15 protein-coding genes are annotated in these 16,621 nt (G+C 60.5%); 1 reads left to right on the top strand and 14 read right to left on the bottom strand.

All coding sequences use genetic code 11. From position 1 onward, the window contains the following. Window positions 1-266: 266 nt before the first annotated feature. The 6 genes from WCA85_RS19325 to WCA85_RS19300 form a co-directional block, all read right to left on the bottom strand. Window positions 267-641, bottom strand: coding sequence for a BON domain-containing protein (locus WCA85_RS19325; protein WP_424066483.1), 375 nt, complete (start codon window positions 639-641; stop codon window positions 267-269). A 28-nt stretch (window positions 642-669) separates the two neighbouring features. Continuing rightward, a complete protein-coding gene (locus tag WCA85_RS19320; protein ID WP_424066482.1) occupies window positions 670-1,791 on the bottom strand; it encodes a porin in 1,122 nt (373 codons plus the stop codon). Window positions 1,792-2,064: 273 nt separating this feature from the next. Beyond that, window positions 2,065-3,117, bottom strand: coding sequence for a 3-keto-5-aminohexanoate cleavage protein (locus WCA85_RS19315; protein ID WP_424066481.1), 1,053 nt, complete (start codon window positions 3,115-3,117; stop codon window positions 2,065-2,067). A gap of 151 nt (window positions 3,118-3,268) precedes the next feature. Beyond that, complete coding sequence (locus WCA85_RS19310) at window positions 3,269-3,817, bottom strand: RBBP9/YdeN family alpha/beta hydrolase (RefSeq protein WP_424066480.1); 549 nt, start codon at window positions 3,815-3,817, stop codon at window positions 3,269-3,271. Window positions 3,818-3,854: 37 nt separating this feature from the next. Then, window positions 3,855-4,703 (bottom strand): TauD/TfdA dioxygenase family protein, encoded by an 849-nt coding sequence (locus tag WCA85_RS19305; protein ID WP_424066527.1) that lies wholly within the window; start codon window positions 4,701-4,703, stop codon window positions 3,855-3,857. A gap of 54 nt (window positions 4,704-4,757) precedes the next feature. Beyond that, window positions 4,758-5,729 (bottom strand): quinone oxidoreductase family protein, encoded by a 972-nt coding sequence (locus WCA85_RS19300; protein ID WP_424066479.1) that lies wholly within the window; start codon window positions 5,727-5,729, stop codon window positions 4,758-4,760. Between the two features lie 210 nt (window positions 5,730-5,939). On the opposite strand from WCA85_RS19300, the gene WCA85_RS19295 reads away from it, so the two are divergent. Further along, window positions 5,940-6,974 (top strand): AraC family transcriptional regulator, encoded by a 1,035-nt coding sequence (locus WCA85_RS19295; RefSeq protein ID WP_424066478.1) that lies wholly within the window; start codon window positions 5,940-5,942, stop codon window positions 6,972-6,974. A 127-nt stretch (window positions 6,975-7,101) separates the two neighbouring features. On the opposite strand, the gene WCA85_RS19290 is transcribed toward WCA85_RS19295, so the two are convergent. The 8 genes from WCA85_RS19290 to WCA85_RS19255 all read right to left on the bottom strand — a co-directional run. Further along, the gene (locus WCA85_RS19290; RefSeq protein ID WP_424066477.1) at window positions 7,102-8,769 is read right to left on the bottom strand and encodes a fatty acid--CoA ligase; all 1,668 of its coding nucleotides are present in this window, start codon (window positions 8,767-8,769) and stop codon (window positions 7,102-7,104) included. A gap of 62 nt (window positions 8,770-8,831) precedes the next feature. Next, entirely contained in the window at window positions 8,832-9,158 is a 327-nt protein-coding gene (locus WCA85_RS19285) for a Rieske (2Fe-2S) protein (RefSeq protein WP_424066476.1), read from the bottom strand. A 59-nt stretch (window positions 9,159-9,217) separates the two neighbouring features. Further along, window positions 9,218-11,206, bottom strand: a complete 1,989-nt coding sequence (locus WCA85_RS19280; RefSeq protein ID WP_424066475.1) for an acetoacetate--CoA ligase — start codon at window positions 11,204-11,206, stop codon at window positions 9,218-9,220. 112 nt (window positions 11,207-11,318) lie between these two features. Beyond that, the gene (locus WCA85_RS19275) at window positions 11,319-12,659 is read right to left on the bottom strand and encodes an MFS transporter (RefSeq protein WP_424066474.1); all 1,341 of its coding nucleotides are present in this window, start codon (window positions 12,657-12,659) and stop codon (window positions 11,319-11,321) included. A 48-nt stretch (window positions 12,660-12,707) separates the two neighbouring features. Then, a complete protein-coding gene (locus WCA85_RS19270; protein ID WP_424066473.1) occupies window positions 12,708-13,760 on the bottom strand; it encodes a 3-keto-5-aminohexanoate cleavage protein in 1,053 nt (350 codons plus the stop codon). A 306-nt stretch (window positions 13,761-14,066) separates the two neighbouring features. Further along, window positions 14,067-14,918 carry a 3-hydroxybutyryl-CoA dehydrogenase gene (locus WCA85_RS19265; RefSeq protein WP_424066472.1) on the bottom strand — a complete coding sequence of 284 codons (852 nt, stop codon included), beginning with the start codon at window positions 14,916-14,918 and terminating at the stop codon, window positions 14,067-14,069. A 38-nt stretch (window positions 14,919-14,956) separates the two neighbouring features. Next, a complete protein-coding gene (gene bktB, locus WCA85_RS19260; protein WP_424066471.1) occupies window positions 14,957-16,144 on the bottom strand; it encodes a beta-ketothiolase BktB in 1,188 nt (395 codons plus the stop codon). A gap of 58 nt (window positions 16,145-16,202) precedes the next feature. Further along, window positions 16,203-16,621: 4Fe-4S dicluster domain-containing protein (locus WCA85_RS19255; RefSeq protein ID WP_424066470.1), on the bottom strand; the 419-nt coding region annotated here is incomplete at its 5' end.

Here is a 16,621-nt window from a genome sequence, read left to right as displayed (position 1 = left end):
CCGCCTTGATGAAGTCGGCGTCAATTCCTGCTGGAAGCGCTGCGAGTATTCGCATAGTGATCTCACGTATTCAGTGCTGGAGATCAAATGCTAAGTCCGCCCATACCTGCCGGAAAACATCCAAACCGACCAGACTGTCCGCTTTGTTGCTTTCGACTCAAGGCGCCTGCCCGTTGGTATCGATAGATTCAATGGCGCGAGAAAACGAAAAAAGGGCGATCGATCGCCCCTTTTTCTTCAGCTCCCTGGCATTCCCAGGTCAGTTGCTACTGATACAGTGGTCGCCGGATCGAAAGCTTGTTCGTCACCGACGTTACACCCGCGACGCCCTTCGCGACCTCCGCGACGGTGTTGATCTGCGACGCCTCATCGACCGTTCCGTTGAGCAGCACCGCGCCGCCTTTCGCGGTGATGCTGATGTCGCCCGCGTCGATCTCCTTGTGCTTCGCGAGCGCCGCGTACACCTTGCGCCTCAGCGCCCGGTTCGCCTGCCGCGCCTCTTTGGCCGTCATGCCGCCAGAAGCTGTCGCCGCCGTGCCAGCCGATGCTCCCGCCGACGCGCCGTCCTGCGACCACGCGCCAATCGACGCCGCGGCGATCGCAACGCCGAATGCCGCCCTGAGTCCGTCCATCACTTTCATCGTTGTTCTCCGTTTCGATTGCTATTCATCAGAAGCTGTGACGCAGGCCGATCATCGCGGCCGTGGTCGACACACCCGGCGCGACGGGCTCGCCGTACGTGATCGTCTGGTTCATCGTCCCGCGGTTCGCGACGTACCCAACCTGTGCATAGACCGTCGTGCGGGCCGACAGGTTGTATTCCGCGCCCACCGCGTATTCACTCGAATGGTTCGCCGAATTGTTGCGGTCCTTCAGGTAGTAGAAGCCAGACGTGATCCGGAAGAACGGGTTGAACTGATAACCGAGACCACCTGAAATCATTTCGTAATCCGCATGGATCAGGTTAGACGGATTCTTGCCTATCCCGTATGACGCTGACACCGATACGCCTCGGAAGATGTACTTCGCGCCAAAATAGTAGAGCCGGTTGTTGTCGAGGCCGGTCGGCGTGGCCGCCGCGAGGTTCGTGTCGTGCGCGTTGTAGTAGACGGCGGCCAGGTTGAGGCCGTAATTCGAATACCTGAGCACCGCCGATTCGCGCGTGCCGCCCTGAATCTGGCCCGCCACGCCGCCCGGCGCGTACTCGAGCCCGAGCGACGTGCCGTAGAACTTCGGCGACTGGTAGACGAGCGCGTTGCTGTCGTACAGCGCGCCGATCGGCACGTTCGAGTTTGTCCCGGGCCAGCCAGCGGCCTGGTTCAGTCCGAGCCAGGCAGTCAGGACGCTGCCGAAGTATTGTGCTGCGCGGACGTCGGTATCGGCCATCGCGTAGATCATCGGCGTGAACTGGCGCCCGGCGTCGAACGAGCCGAACGGTCCGGAAATACCGACCGTTGTCTGCTGGTTGAACACCGCGGTACCGCCCGTCGTGTCGGCCAGCCCGAGCTTGCCATTGCCGCTGTTGAACACCCCCTGCAGCTTGAAGTTGACCTTGTAGCCGCCACCGATGTCCTCGGTCCCCTTGATGCCCCAGAAACTCGAATAGATGCCCGCATCCTTGTAGGCGAACACGTGCCCGTTGTTGTGGGCGGTCGGCGCGAACGACGACGCCGACGTGCTCTGATAGATGAGGCCCGCATCGATCACGCCGTACAACGTGACCGACGACTGCGCATGAGCCGCGCCGGCGAATATCGCGAGTACCGCTACACCGCTCCATTTCAGTTTCATTGACGTCTCCTGTGCCTTATATGATTGCCGGGTGCGCCGGTCTGATGTTTGCCGATTTCCGCACGAACCGGGATCATCGATCTCGGCTGACACGGCCACCGCCTTTACTTTCTCTGAGGATACCGAATTATAGCTGCCGGATCCTCCGCCTTAAATGCAATCAAAACGATTGCCAGTCTGCCTGTTCCGCGTGAACATAAAGGGCGGAATCTCGACGTCTCGCCGGGAGCGATGGGTGATCGGAGCACTCACGCCCACCGGCGATTCAGCTTTCTAGGCAACCCACGAGGGTTGCCCGAGTACGCCGTTTTTCCGGTTCGGGAGATAGCCAATCTTCATGAGCGTTTCATCGGTGGAGTCGTACCACTCCCCGATCCGGTAGATTCGACGAGCTTCTTCAGCGGACGCCACCTCGCGATACAAACTGCGCGACATATCCACCAGACGCTCGACCTGCTGCACCGACGTCATCCTCTCGCCCTTGCGGCCCCATAGCGTGTCCTCGATACCGCAACGCACATGACATCCCATCGCAATGGCCATCGTCGTCAGCGGATGCACGTAGCGCATAAAGGATTCGACGGTAAAGACCGCGTTATCCGGCAGCCGATTGATCATCTCCAGCAAGTTGCGGGGATTCGGTCCCTCGGATCCGCCACCAAGCTGGACCCAGTTCACCAGTAGCGGCCCCTTGTAGATGCCACGACGGATCAGCCGCTCAATCGACTCCAGTTTGGCGATCTGCCCGACCATGAAGTGCGGCTGGATGCGGGCGGCCTGAAGTCGCTTGAGGTGCTCCTCCACGAACAGCGGACCGGCCTCGTACGACATGTTGCGATAGGCTTCAAAGAGAGCGGGCTCAGCAAGGGAAGTGCCCTCGAATTCTTCCTTGGGATGAAGTTCGGTGATGTTCATCGTGGCACTGTTGACAACGATCGTCACCTGGTCCGGCTTAGGATCGAGACCGGCCAACATGTGTCGCGTGTCGTCCGACAGCCATTTGGCGGCCTGCCCCGAGTCTTCCGGCGCGAACGAAATGGAACCGCCGACCTGCAGGATCATCCTGGGCACGGCATCGCGCAACCGGGCCAGCAACTCATTGAACATCGAGAGCCGTTTGCTGCCCTTGCCGTCGGCCTCTCGCACGTGCACGTGCAATACGGTGGCGCCGGCGTTGTAGCAATCCACTGCCTTCTGGACCTGCTCGTCCATGCTGACAGGAATGTCGTCCGAATCACCGGGCAGAAACTGCGGGCCGTAGGGAGCGACCTGAATGACCACCGGCTCCTGATTTTCGGGCAGCAGCGAATCATCGAGAAATTGCACGATTGTCTCCTTGGTGGAAATGAAAACGGTTGAATTGGCAACGTAGGCTGCGAACGCCGCCGTGATGTTGCGCCGGGTGGATCGACCGGAAATTGCGAGTGCCTTCGTCTTCTCGCGACATCCGTCGTGATCGGCGCCCGAGAGCGTCGAGTCAACGCAGTGATCGGATCAATTCTTTCGCCATCGGCCACTCGCCAAACCCCGCCGCCGGGTTCAAATGACCCACGTCTCCGAGATCGACCAGGCGGCTTCCCCAATTCGCGGCCATCTCGACGACACGATCGAAACTCGCCAACGGATCATTGCGGCTCGCGGCGACGATGCTGGGGAATGGCAGCGTGTTACGCGGAATCGGTAGCCAGCCGTTCTGCTCCAGAACATCCCTCGATGTGTGCCCGTGCGGCAGCGGCGTCTCGAGGTCCGGTGGCGTGGCAAGCAACGCGCCATGGATCTCGCGTCGATGCGTTTGCGCCCAATGCACGGTAATCATGACGCCGGCACTGTGCGCCACCAGAATGACGGGGCCGTCGACGCCAGCCAATGTAGCGTCGAGCGCGGCGACGCGCGCCGCGCAGCTCAGCTTGTCGCGCTCAAGCGGCTCCACCGAGATGGCGTTGCCCAGCATTGCTTCCAGCAGCGTTTGCCAATGTTCAGCCACGTGGTCACGCAGCCCGGGTACGATGACGATTGTCGGTTCCATCTGGCAGGTTCTCAGTCTTCTTGCCGATCGGCACAAATCAGTACGGCTTGGTGCCGGTGATTCCGGCACGATCCATCTTTCGATAGCACGGCGGATAATCCATCACCGCGTAGTGCTGCGTCGCGCTGTTATCCCAGATCGCGACACTGTTGGGCTTCCAGCGCCAACGCACCTGATATTCCGGGATGTACGCCTGACTGATCAGATAGCGCAGCAATTCCCCACCACCAGGATTCGCGTCCTGCCCATAGCGGACATGTTCCGCCGTGTGGAAATTGGTGAAGTGCGTGGCGAAGACATTCACGTACAACACCTTCTCCCCGGTTTCCGGATGCGTTCGCACGACCGGATGCTCTGCGTCCGGGTATTGCGCCTTGAGCGCCAGACGCTTTTCCATCGGCATCGACGCACCGAAGGTGGCTTCGATACTGTGGCGGGCCCGCAAATTGGCAATCTTTTCCTTGATGTCGTCGGGCAAATTCTCATAAGCCAGTACCATGTTTGCCCACATCGTATCTCCGCCAACCGGAGGACATTCAACACACCGCAATACCGCACCGAATGGCGGTGCTTCCCGCCAGGTGGCATCGGAGTGCCATGCATTTTCGTAGCGGTCCGGTCGTTGATCCGGGGTCTTGTAGATACGGACCAGACCCGGATGCTCCGGATCGCTGCCCGCAACCGGATGATCCTCGAGCTCGCCGAATCGTCGGGCAAACGCCACGTGCGCCGCAGGACTGAAATCCTGATCCCTCAGAAACACAACACGATATTTGAGCAATGCCGCGCGAATCTCGGCGAACAGCTCCTCGTCGTGGAGAGCATCCGCCAGCTGCACACCCGTCAGTTCGGCGCCCAGCGCGTAGGTCAGTTGTTCGATATGCATCACGGTATGCCTCCCATCATTTACTTTTCGAGCTCGGCGCTGATTGTTGCGACCTCAAGGAACCAGCACCGTCGCGCCGGTCGTCTTTCTCGACTCGAGCATGCGATGCGCGTCTGCAGCATCCGCGAGCGCAAAAGTCTGCTTCGGCTCGCTCTTGATCTTGCCATCGAGCACCAGACCGAACAGCTCCTGCGCCATCGATAGCATGTGCGACCGCGGCTTCGCGTAGTGCACCATCGCGGGACGCGTGAACCAGATCGAACCTTTGAGCGCAAGCGTCAGCGCATCGATCTGCACGGGGCCGGAACTCGTGCCGTTGCTGACGAGCGTGCCGCGCACCTGCAGACTGTCTAACGACGCCTGCAGCGTGTCCTTGCCGATGGAATCGAAGACGACCGGCACGCCCTTTCCGTCCGTGAGCTCGCGCACGCGTTCCGCGATGTTCTCGCGCGACGTGACGATCGTATGCGTGCAGCCATTAGCCTTGGCGATTTCCGCCTTTTCGTCGCTGCTGACGGTACCGATCATCGTCACCCCGAGCGCGCGCGCCCACTGGCAGGCGATCAGGCCGACGCCGCCGGCAGCCGCGTGATACAGAATCGTCTCGTCACCCTTCAACGGATAAACCTGACGGAAAAGATATTGAGCCGTCAGGCCCTTCATGATGAGGGTCGACGCCGTGCGATCCGAAATGCCGTCGGGCAGCGGAATCAGCACCTCAGCGGGCATCACGCGAACGTCGGAATAGGCGCCTTGCGGGCCCCCCAGATAGCCAACGCGATCTCCGACCTTGATATCGGTCACGCCCGGCCCGACCGCCTCGACGACACCGACAGCGTCCGAACCCAGGCCGCCCGGCAGTTGCATCGGGTAATAGCCGGTGCGGTGGTAGATGTCGATGAAGTTGACTGCGATATAGCTATGTCGGACCCGCACCTGTCCCTGCCCCGGCTCGCCGACCGCTACGTCTTCGAGCTTGAGTACTTCCGGACCGCCAATGTTGTAAAGGCGAATTGCGTGTGGCATGTGAACCTCTCCATGAATCATCTGTTGTCGATGCAGGGCATCGTATGTCGCCGCCACGCCGGCCCCTTATCGAGGTCATCTACAGACGCACGAGCGGCGCGACGAGCCGTTGTTAGCTACTATATGGGCAGCCCGAAAATTGAATTTTAGTTTTCATGCCGTTTTCTTCATTTTTAGCGCCAGTTCGTATAAACCCCGAGGCCGCATCTCATGGCAACTCTGCAGCGCAATCCAGCGACAGGAAATGAACCCAAGGCCCGGGCGGCTGCACTGACGCACTACATCCAGGTAGCGCTTCGACACGGACTGCCCGCGCACGACCTGATGCGAAAGTTCGGGCTAGATCCGGCCATGCTGCTGAACCGGGAGCAGCGCATTCCGTTCACGGCAGTTTGCAGCCTGCTCGAGGCATCTGCAGCCGAATCCGGTTGTATGTCCTTCGGTCTGCAGATGGCCCGGGCGCGAACGGCCTTCGACTTCGGGGTCATCGGCCTCCTGCTGGCGCACAAGCGCACGCTGCGGGAAGTGCTCCTCGCGATGCTGAAATACCGTCACCTGTTGAACGATGCACTCGGGCTCTACGTTGAAACGACCGGATCGAAGGTCTTGATCGGCGAAGAGATTCCGTGCGTTACCGGTGAATGGCCCCGACAAACGATGGAACTTGCGATCGGCGTGTTGACGCGTACTTGCGCGGCGATACTCGGCCCGAACTGGAGGCCGGTCAGTGTCAATTTCACGCATTCTGCACCGCCGGATCTTCGAGATCACCGGCGCTACTTCGGTTGCCCTGTGAATTTCGAAAGCGGCTTCAACGGGTTGATCTGTCTCGACAGCGACCTGGATCAGCCGAATCCGATGGCCGATCCGGAACTCGTGCGATATGCGGAAGGACTGGCGAAATCAGTCGACGTGGAAGGCTCGCCGACCATCGATGCAGAGGTTCGCAACGCGATTTACCTGCTGCTGCCCGTCGCGCAGGCGGATATCGAAAACGTCGCAAATCAATTGCACACGAGCGTCCGTTCGCTGCAACGCCACCTCGGAAATGCGGACACGACATTCTCGAATCTGGTCGATGAAGTGCGTCACGACCTGGCGATTCGCTATATGAGCAACGAACGATATTCGATTGGGAGAGTTGCCGAGCTGCTCGGATACACCAGACACGCGTGCTTCACCCAATGGTTCACGCGACGATTCGGCATGGCTCCAAAATTGTGGCGAAACGCGCACCGCACATGAGATGGAAGGACATTCCGCGGTTGTCCGATCCCTGCTCCCTGGATCTTCGACGCACGCGACACGTCGATCACCCGATTAACCCCCGTCGTCTCCCCGCTTCAACGGACGGCCCGGCGGTGGCCCGCTGCTACGCGGCCATTTTGCGAAGCAATTTTTTGTCGATCTTGCCGACGCTCGTCTTCGGAATTTCCTCGACAAAGACGATGCGGTTTTCCTCGGGCACTGCGTAGCGACTGATGCGGTTCGTCTCCACATGCGCCATCAGGTGCTCGCGGACGACGCACGCCTTCAGTCCCCCTCCCGCGCGGTCCACGACCAGCGCCATTGGGCGTTCGCCCCATTTTGCGTCCGGCACGCCGATCACCGCGCACTCGACAACGCCCGGCACCAGCGAGATCAAGCGCTCCACTTCGAGCGACGACACCCACTCGCCCCCCGTTTTGATCACGTCCTTGATGCGGTCGACGATCTGCACGAATCCGTCCGGATGCATCACTGCGATGTCCTGCGTGTGAAGATAACCGCCCGCCCACAATTCCTCAGACGCTTGTGCCTTGTTGTTGTAGCCGAGCGTCAGGAATGGCGCACGCAGAACGATTTCTCCCGGACTCTCGCCATCGCGCGGCACGTCGTTCATGTTTTCGTCGACGACGCGAAAGTCGACCATCGCAACCGGGCGCCCGGTCGAGCATCGCATCTGTATTTCCTTCTGATTATTGGCCGCAGTGTCGGCCCAGTTGCTCGACGCGAACCCGGGCGACAACTGTGCAAGCGCGACGATCGGCCCGGTTTCCGACATGCCGTAGCCGGTGAACACGTCGATGCCACGCGCCATCGCCGCGTCGCAAAGCGCGGGCGAGAGCGCCGATCCGCCGATGATCAGCTTCCACCCAGACAGCGTGTTTTCCCCATTCGGCGCGGCCTGCAACAGCATCTGGAGGATCGTCGGCACGCAGTGAGAAAACGTGACCTTCTCCGTCTCGCGCAACTGCAGCAATGTCTCCGGCACATAGCGACCGGGCAGAACGGTCTTGAGCCCGAGCATGATCGCGATATACGGCATCCCCCACGCGAGAACGTGAAACATCGGCGTGATCGGCATGTAGACGTCTTCCCGATGCAGCCGCTGCCCGTCGCGCGGCGCGCACAGGCTCATCGCGGTCGACATCGCATGCAAAACGATGTTGCGGTGGCTATAGCTGACCCCTTTCGGATCGCCTGTCGTTCCCGTCGTATAGAAAACTGCGGCCTTCGTGTTCTCGTCGAACTCGCCGAACGTGAACTCCGGCGATGCCTGCTCCAGCAATGCCTCGTACTCGCCGGCAACCGGCAGGTCAGTCTTCGGCATGGGCTGACCGTCCGCCAGAACGATCACGCGGCGCACGAACCGCAGATCCTCCCAGATCTGCGTGAGGGTTTCGACAAATTCTGCATGAACCAGAACGACTTCGGCCTGGGAATCGTTCAGCGTGTAGAGAATCTGTTGCGGCGACAACCGGACGTTCACCGTGAAGAGCGTTGCCCCCATCATCGGAATGGCGAAATAGCTTTCGAGATAGCGATGGCTATCCCAATCCATCACTGCGACGGTTGATCCGTGCCGAACGTCGAGTGACGTCAGCGCCGACGCGAGCCTGCAGATCCGACGATCGAAATCGCGGAAGCGGTAGCGCAATTCGCCTCGATACGTGATTTCCTGGTCGCCATGGACGCTTCGCGCGTTGAGCAGCAACTGCTTGATCAAAAGTGGATAGATATAAGCCGACGGCGTCGCGGCTACCAGATTCTCTTGCATAGGTATCTCCATCCCGCACGGGAAGCAATTTTGTTAGTAATACTGGATAACGCGAGCCGGTTTCAACCCGTCGGGCAAGGGGCGTCGACACACATCACGAACTGCCCGTCATGCTCCTGAACGGGAAATTTCTTCGGACACAGGCCCGAGACCTCCCGATCGAGGCCATCCCGCAGATCGAAGCGCATCCCGTGCGCCGGACAGCGCAGGACGTGTCCTTCCAGTTGACCGCTGGCCAACGAAGCGCCGTTGTGCGGGCACGAGTTGTCGACGGCGAAGACCTTGCCGTCGATATTGAAGACGACAATGCTCCTTCCATCGACAAACACGAGCCTGCGCTGCCCCGGATTCAATTCTCCGACAGGTGCGATTGGGATACGACGTGACATGACTGACGACCTCCAGCAGAATTTCGAACGCAACCGCGATGTTTCCGCGATCGCCGGCGCTACTGTCCCGGCGTGGCTTTGTGCTGGTCGCCCAATCGTTCCACACACTCGAGCGCAAACGCCCGGAACCAGGTCAGGCTGTCCGGATTCGCCATCGTGTCCGGGTTTGTGACGGTCTCGACCGGATGCCCAAGCAGCAGCTTCTTGATCGGCAGCTCCATCTTTTTTCCAGACAGCGTGCGTGGAATGGCGGCCACCTGAAGCACTTCATTCGGCACATGCCGTGCGGACAGCGCCGCCTTGATTCGGTCCCGAATCGTGGCGGTCAACTCCGCGCTCAATTCCGCGCCCGGGCGCAGCACCACGAACAACGGCATGTACGACTCGCGCCCCAGGTATTCGAGGTCGACGACCAGACTATCCAGCACCTCGGCAAGGTCTTCCACCGCACGATAAAGCTCGCTCGTCCCCATACGGATGCCGTAGCGGTTGATGGTGGCATCGGAACGGCCGTAAATGACTGCGCCTCCTCGCGGCGTGATGCGAACCCAGTCGCCGTGCCGCCAGATTCCCGGGTAGGTATCGAAGTAGCTGTCGCGGTAGCGTTGATCACCTGCGTCGTTCCAGAAATAGAGCGGCATCGACGGCATAGGCGCGGTACAGACCAGTTCGCCGACCTGGTCGATCAGTGCCTTGCCTGACTCATCGAACGCCTCTACGCGGGCACCCAGGCAGCGGCATTGCATTTCGCCGAGATAGACGGGCAGCGTCGGCACACCGGAGACAAAGCAACCGGCAAAGTCCGTGCCGCCGGACAACGCGTTGATCCACACATCACCAACGTAATCGAGAATCCAGCGATAACCTTCCAGCGCCAACGGAGAGCCTGTCGATCCCACCGCCCGCAGGTGCGAAAGATCCGCCACCTTGCGCGGCTCTACACCGGCCTTGAGGCAGCTCTGGAAATACGCGGCGCCGGCACCGAAAAAGTTGATTTGCGCTTCGCCGACGAAACGCCACAACGCGTTCATGTCAGGAAAGCCGGGATTGCCGTCGTACAGGCAAGCCGTTGCGCCTGCAAGCAGCCCGCCAACCTGCAGATTCCACATGATCCATCCCGTGCTCGCGTTCCAATGGAATCGGTCGCCCGGGCGCAGATTCAGATGCAGCGTCGTGAGCTTGACATGCTCAAGCACGATTCCGCCATGTGAATGAACGATCGGTTTGGGCAAGCCTGTCGTGCCTGACGAATAGACGATCCAGAGCGGATGATCGAACGGAACCTCGTCGACCTCAAGCGGCGCATTGCCATCGATTGCGTCAGCCCAATCTATTCCGTGCTCAAAGACGCCGGCGCTCGCGTGCGGATCGAGATTGGGCACCAGGACAACGTGCTCCACGCTCGGCAGCTCGCTGAGCAACGCATGCAGCAGTTCACGGCGATCGTAGGATTTGCCGCCGTAACGATAGCCGTCGACCGCGATCATGACCTTGGGCTCGATCTGGCGAAAGCGATCCAGCACGGCAAGCTGCCCCATGTCAGGCGCACAGGCCGACCAGATCGCACCGACGCTCACCACGGCGAGGAAAGCCACGATCGTGTCCGGCGTGTTGGGCATGAAGGCCGAGATACGGTCGCCTCGCTTCACCCCTAGGCGCCGCAACGAAGCCGCGAGTGCAGCGACTTGCCGCTTCACCTCCGTCCAGCTGAGCTCGCATTGCTCGCCTGCCTCATTGCGAAACACGATGGCGGGCGTGGTCAGGTCAGCGTGACGGAACACCTGCTCGACGTAATTCATCCGCACGCCGGGGAACCATTTCGCTCCCGGCATGGCAGCGTCGACCAACGCATCACCACGTGGCTCGGCGGAGATGATTTCCGCCCAATCCCATACGGCCGACCAGAACGCGTCTATATGGTCGACCGACCAGCGCCACAATTCGTCATAGTCGCCAAACGACAATTTGCGTCCGGACGATAGCCATTGCATGAATTCCGTGACGCGTGCCGAAACAACGGTTTCGGCTGACGGCACCCAGGCCGGCATGTCCTGCGCCGTCGAATGCCGTTCAGGTGACTGAAGAAGAGGACTGGAGTGGTTCATCGCGAGTCTAAAGAGAGAAGCCAAATTTCGACGACATGACGCATGGCCAGGAGGTTCAAGCCGATACCGGTGTCGGCGACACGTCGGACGCTGCCGCATCCACGTGAACCCCGAGAACTCGAGCCATGTCGGATTCATAGGTACGCCGGGCACGCAGGAAACAGATCGCCGCAACGATGCCGAACGCCGGCATGATCGCGAGCGCCGTTTGCAGGCCCCACATATCGGAAAACCACCCACCCAGAACCGGACCGACGGCGAGACCGAAGAGGTTCTGGAACAGCGACAGAACCGAAGCGCCGGTCGCGCGGGCGCCGGGATGAACGACGTCATAGATCACGCCCGCGGACGGCGCCAGCGTGCAGGTCATCAGGAATCCGCCTAATGCGACGAGCAGGAATTGATGCGGCGACGAAGCAGCCACCGTGAAAGCCGTCAGGAAGACGACGAACGTCACCACGGCAAGTAATGCAACCATGACGAACTTCCTGGTATGCCCTCGGGCACCCAGGCGATCGGCCACATATCCCCAGATGACTCCGCCAAGCGCACCGCAAAGGACGACGAGGGCCGCTTCCCGCGCTGCCCGATCCGGGGCAACCGCATGGAACCGCATGAAATAGCTCGGCAGCCAGGACCAGATCGTCGATATCACGATCAGCTGAAATGCCGCGCCCAGGCACGTCCACCAGATCGTCGCCGAGCCGAGCAACGTTCCCACGACCTGACGGACGGTGGCCAACGCCGACGAGCGCGCTTGCCCCGCGCGGGGCGTCAGCTCAACGGTTTTGTAATCCGGCACCAGCAGATACAGGACGGCCAGCACGAGGCCGGGCACCCCGACCACGCCAAACGCCGCACGCCATCCCCAGTACTTGGCGACTTCGGCGCCCACTAGCACCCCAAGCACCGATCCAATCGACGCCGCCGCCAGCAAGCCCCCCTGGAGCGTCGAGCGCAAGCGTCGAGGAAACAAAGTGGCGAGCATCGCCCCGCCGACTGAACCGTAACCCGTTTCACCCACGCCGACCATCGCACGCGCGGCGAACATCGCTCCGTAGCTACTCGCGAACATGCACGAGATGGACGCCAGACTCCAGAGCGAGGCCATGACGAAAATGCTTTTGACCCGACTGAACCGGTCGGCCAGGAGCGCCACCGGCAGCCCACCCAGCGCAACGACGATGGAAATGATCGACACGAGCGCACCGAGCTGTTTGTCGGACAGACTCCAGGCGAGCTTCAGGTGGGGGAACAGCGAAACGACGACCTGGCGATCGATGTAATCGAACAGCATCAACGCAAACGTCATGGCGAACGCAAACCAGGCGCGTGGGCGACTGACGAGATAGTCGTCGCGATCAGCAGTCTGGTGTTCGGGGGGATACAGGTTCATTGATGTCTCCGGCATGAGGGCATTTGGACCCGGCCCCGGCCTCCTGCTTTACGCTGCGCGCAACGGTACGCTTCTTACGCCGGGCGCACGATTCGGCGCCATCCCGAGCTTACTCAAGGTCTCGTCGGTGCTCTTCCAGAATGTACCCGTCTGGTAGATGCGATGAGCATCTTCGCCGGTGGCGATCTCGCGGTTCAGTTCACGAGCGATGCGCACCATCTTCTCGATCTGCTGGACCGACGTCGCGCGCTTGCCATCGGGACCATTCAACGTGTCCTCGATACCGACACGCACATGCAATCCTAGAGCGATGGCCATCGTGGTCATTGGCACGACATTTCGATTGAGCGATTCAAGCGTCAGCACCGCACCGTCCGGCGTACGGCGAACGAACTCGAGCATGTCGGCCGGGTGCAGACCCGCCGCGCCGCCCCCAATCGCCACATAGTTCAGAATGAGTGGCCCCTTGTAGACCCCCGAACGAATCATACGTTCGACGGTTTCCAGGCTTGTCATGGTGCCCAGCATGAAATGCGGCTGAATGCCGTTGGCGACCAGACGCCTGATGTGCTCTTCGTGCCACGACGGATTGGAGGGGACGACCATGTCGCGATACGCCGCCTGCATGGCCGGATCGGCCAACGAGGTGCCGGCGTAGTCTTCCTCTCGCATCAGCTCCATCAGGTTCATCTGCGTGGTGTTGATCGCGACCGTCACCTGATCCGGCTTCGGGTTCAGCTCGGAAAGCATGTGGCGCGTGTCGTCGCTGAGCCACTTGGCCGCCTGCCCGTCGTCTTCAGGAGCGAACGAGATCGAGCCGCCGACTTGCAGCACCATTTTCGGCACGGCTTCGCGCAGACGCGCCAGCATCTCGTTGAACATCGACAGACGCTTGCTGCCCTTCCCGTCGGCCTCCCGCACATGGACGTGCAGCACGGTCGCGCCGGCGTTATAGCAGTCCACGGCTTTCTGGACCTGCTGGTCCATCGTCAACGGAATATCGTCCGAATCGCCGGGAACCCATTGTGGTCCGTACGGCGCAACCTGAATGACCAACTTTTCCTGGTGTTCCGGCAGCAGGGAGTCGTCTAGGAATTGCATGTCTGTTGCTCCTGTTGGATAGTAAAGCGATCACAAGGTGCTGAGATCGCGTCATGCCTCATTGCCATCATTTGGCAGAACCCGTTTCGAGAGCGTTCGCTCTGTGCTGGACGCTCAACATGAGCGATCGCCTTGGCATCAACTATATGGCAGCGCGGAAAACGGATTTTAGTTTTAGCGCCATTTTTTTCATATTTGGCGCCAGCTCGTGTAAACCCCGGGGCAGCCAGATTGATGTGCGCCAAACAAAAATGCCGTTCAGTTGTTTAACTGAACGGCATCTGGCTTTGTTCGCAGTCTTCCGGGCTAAGCGTATCGATAAACTCCCCAACCGGTTTTCCGGCCAAGGCGACCAGCCGCCACCAGTTCGCGTAGCAACGGGCACGCGCGGTATTTCGAGTCCCCGAAATCACTCAGGAACACGTTCATCACCGAAAGACACACATCGAGTCCGATCAGGTCCGCGAGCGCGAGCGGACCGATAGGGTGACTGGCGCCTAATTTCATTCCGGCGTCGATTTCCTCGGCGGTGGCGACGCCTTCGGCCAGTACGAAGAACGCCTCATTGATCATCGGCACGAGAATACGGTTAACCACAAAACCAGGGGAATTCGTGACCCCGATCGGCGACTTGTCGAGTCGAACGGTCAGTTCGCGCACCGCCTCCGCGGTGGCTGCGCTCGTTTGCAGGCCCCGGATAATTTCGACAAGCGGCATCAGCGGAACAGGATTGAAAAAATGCATGCCGATGAAACGCGACGGTTCAGCAATCGCCGCGCCGAGTGCCGTAATCGAGATTGACGAAGTGTTCGACGCGATGATGGCATCTCGGCGTGCAACCGACTCAATCTGTTTAAGAATACTGACCTTAACATCGAGGTTTTCGGTTGCGGCTTCGACCACGATATCGACGGCTGCGAGACGGCGATAGTCCATCGATGTCTCGATTCGCGCAAGCGCTACGTCGCGCGCCGCAGGAGCGAGTTTCTCTTTCTCGACGAGACGCCCGAGACTTGCCGTCAACGTCGAGATCCCTTTCGCGAGCGCTGCATCCGTAACGTCGATCATCACCACGTCGAGGCCCGCAACGGCGGCGACCTGTGCGATGCCGTTACCCATCGCCCCCGCACCGATCACGCCCAGTTTTTCGATTGTCATAGATTTCTTCCCTGCGCGAAAAGCGCGACGTCTCGCATTCAGCGAAGGTTTTCGAAGATGGCGGCAATGCCTTGACCGCCGCCGATGCACATCGTGACGAGCGCATAGCGTCCGCCGATACGCTGCAACTCATGAAGCGCCTTGACGGTTATCACGGCACCCGTCGCGCCGATTGGATGGCCAAGCGAGATACCCGAGCCGTTGGGATTCACCTTTGCCGGGTCGAACCCGAGTTCCTGCGTCACCGCGCACGCCTGGGCCGCGAACGCCTCGTTCGCCTCGATGACATCGAGATCCTCGACGGAAAGACCGGCACGCTGGAGCGCAAGCCGAGTCGCCGGCACCGGGCCGATGCCCATGTACTGCGGATCGACGCCCGCATGGGCATAGGCGAGAAGACGCGCCATTGGCTGAATGCCGCGCCGCTCAGCCGCATCGCGAGACATGAGCAGAACGGCTGAAGCAGCGTCGTTGATGCCTGACGCGTTACCTGCCGTCACCGTCCCGTTCTCCTTTGCAAAGACGGGCTTGAGCTTCACGAAATCGTCGAGCGTTGCGTCATTGCGTACATGTTCGTCCGTGTCGAACACCACCTCGCGGCCCTTGACCGTGCGCACCATCGGCACAATCTGGCTCTTGAAACGGCCTTCCTGGATGGCTCGCTCCGCACGGCGATGCGATTGAACCGCGAGTTCGTCTTGTTGCGCGCGTGAGATGCTGAACTTGCGGGCGACGTTCTCGGCGGTCATGCCCATTGGCACGGTATGGAACGGATCGTTCAGCGCGCCCAATATCGTGTCGATGAGGCGCGTGTCACCCATGCGCGCGCCAAAGCGCGTGTCGGTTGAGATGTACGGCGCGCGGCTCATGTTCTCCGCGCCGCCGCCGATCGCGACTTCGGCGTCGCCGAGCAGAATGGTCTGCGCAGCGGAGACGATTGCCTGCAACCCGGAACCGCACAGGCGGTTGACATTAAAAGCGGGGGTTGAATCGGGAATGCCAGCGTTGATCGCCGCGACGCGCGACAAGTACAGATCCTTCGGCTCCGTCGCAATCACATTGCCGAACACAACGTGGCCAACCTCCTTGGCTTCCACGCCGGTTCGAGCCAGCACTTCGCGCACGACGGCGGCGCCCAGTTCGGTGGGCGCAAAGTCCTTCAGACTGCCGCCGAATTTGCCGATTGCGGTACGCACACCGCCAACCACCACCACTTCCCTAGTCATAGACTCGTCTCCTCGATCGAAAAGTTTGGGAACCCGCGCGGCCGTGCCGGTCACGGATTCACATATTCGGATAGTTTGGCCCACCACCGCCCTCAGGCGTGACCCACACGATGTTCTGCGTCGGATCCTTGATGTCACACGTCTTGCAGTGCACGCAGTTCTGCGCGTTGATCACCAGACGCTCGCTGCCATCGTCGTTCTTCACGAACTCATAGACAGCCGCCGGGCAGTAACGTGATTCCGGTCCCGCATAGGTGTTCAGGTTCACGTTCACCGGCACCGTCGGATCTTTCAGCGTCAGGTGAGCCGGCTGGTTCTCTTCGTGATTGGTGTTCGAGATGAACACGGAAGAGAGCCGGTCGAACGTCAGCTTGCCGTCCGGTTTCGGGTACACGATCGGCTTGCACTGCGACGCGGGTTTCAGCATCTCGTGATCCGAATGCTGGTGATGCAGCGTCCACGGCACATTGCCGCCCA

Source organism: Paraburkholderia sp., assembly GCF_049581445.1.
Classification (GTDB): Bacteria; Pseudomonadota; Gammaproteobacteria; order Burkholderiales; family Burkholderiaceae; genus Paraburkholderia.
This window is presented reverse-complemented; position numbering and strand designations above follow the sequence as displayed.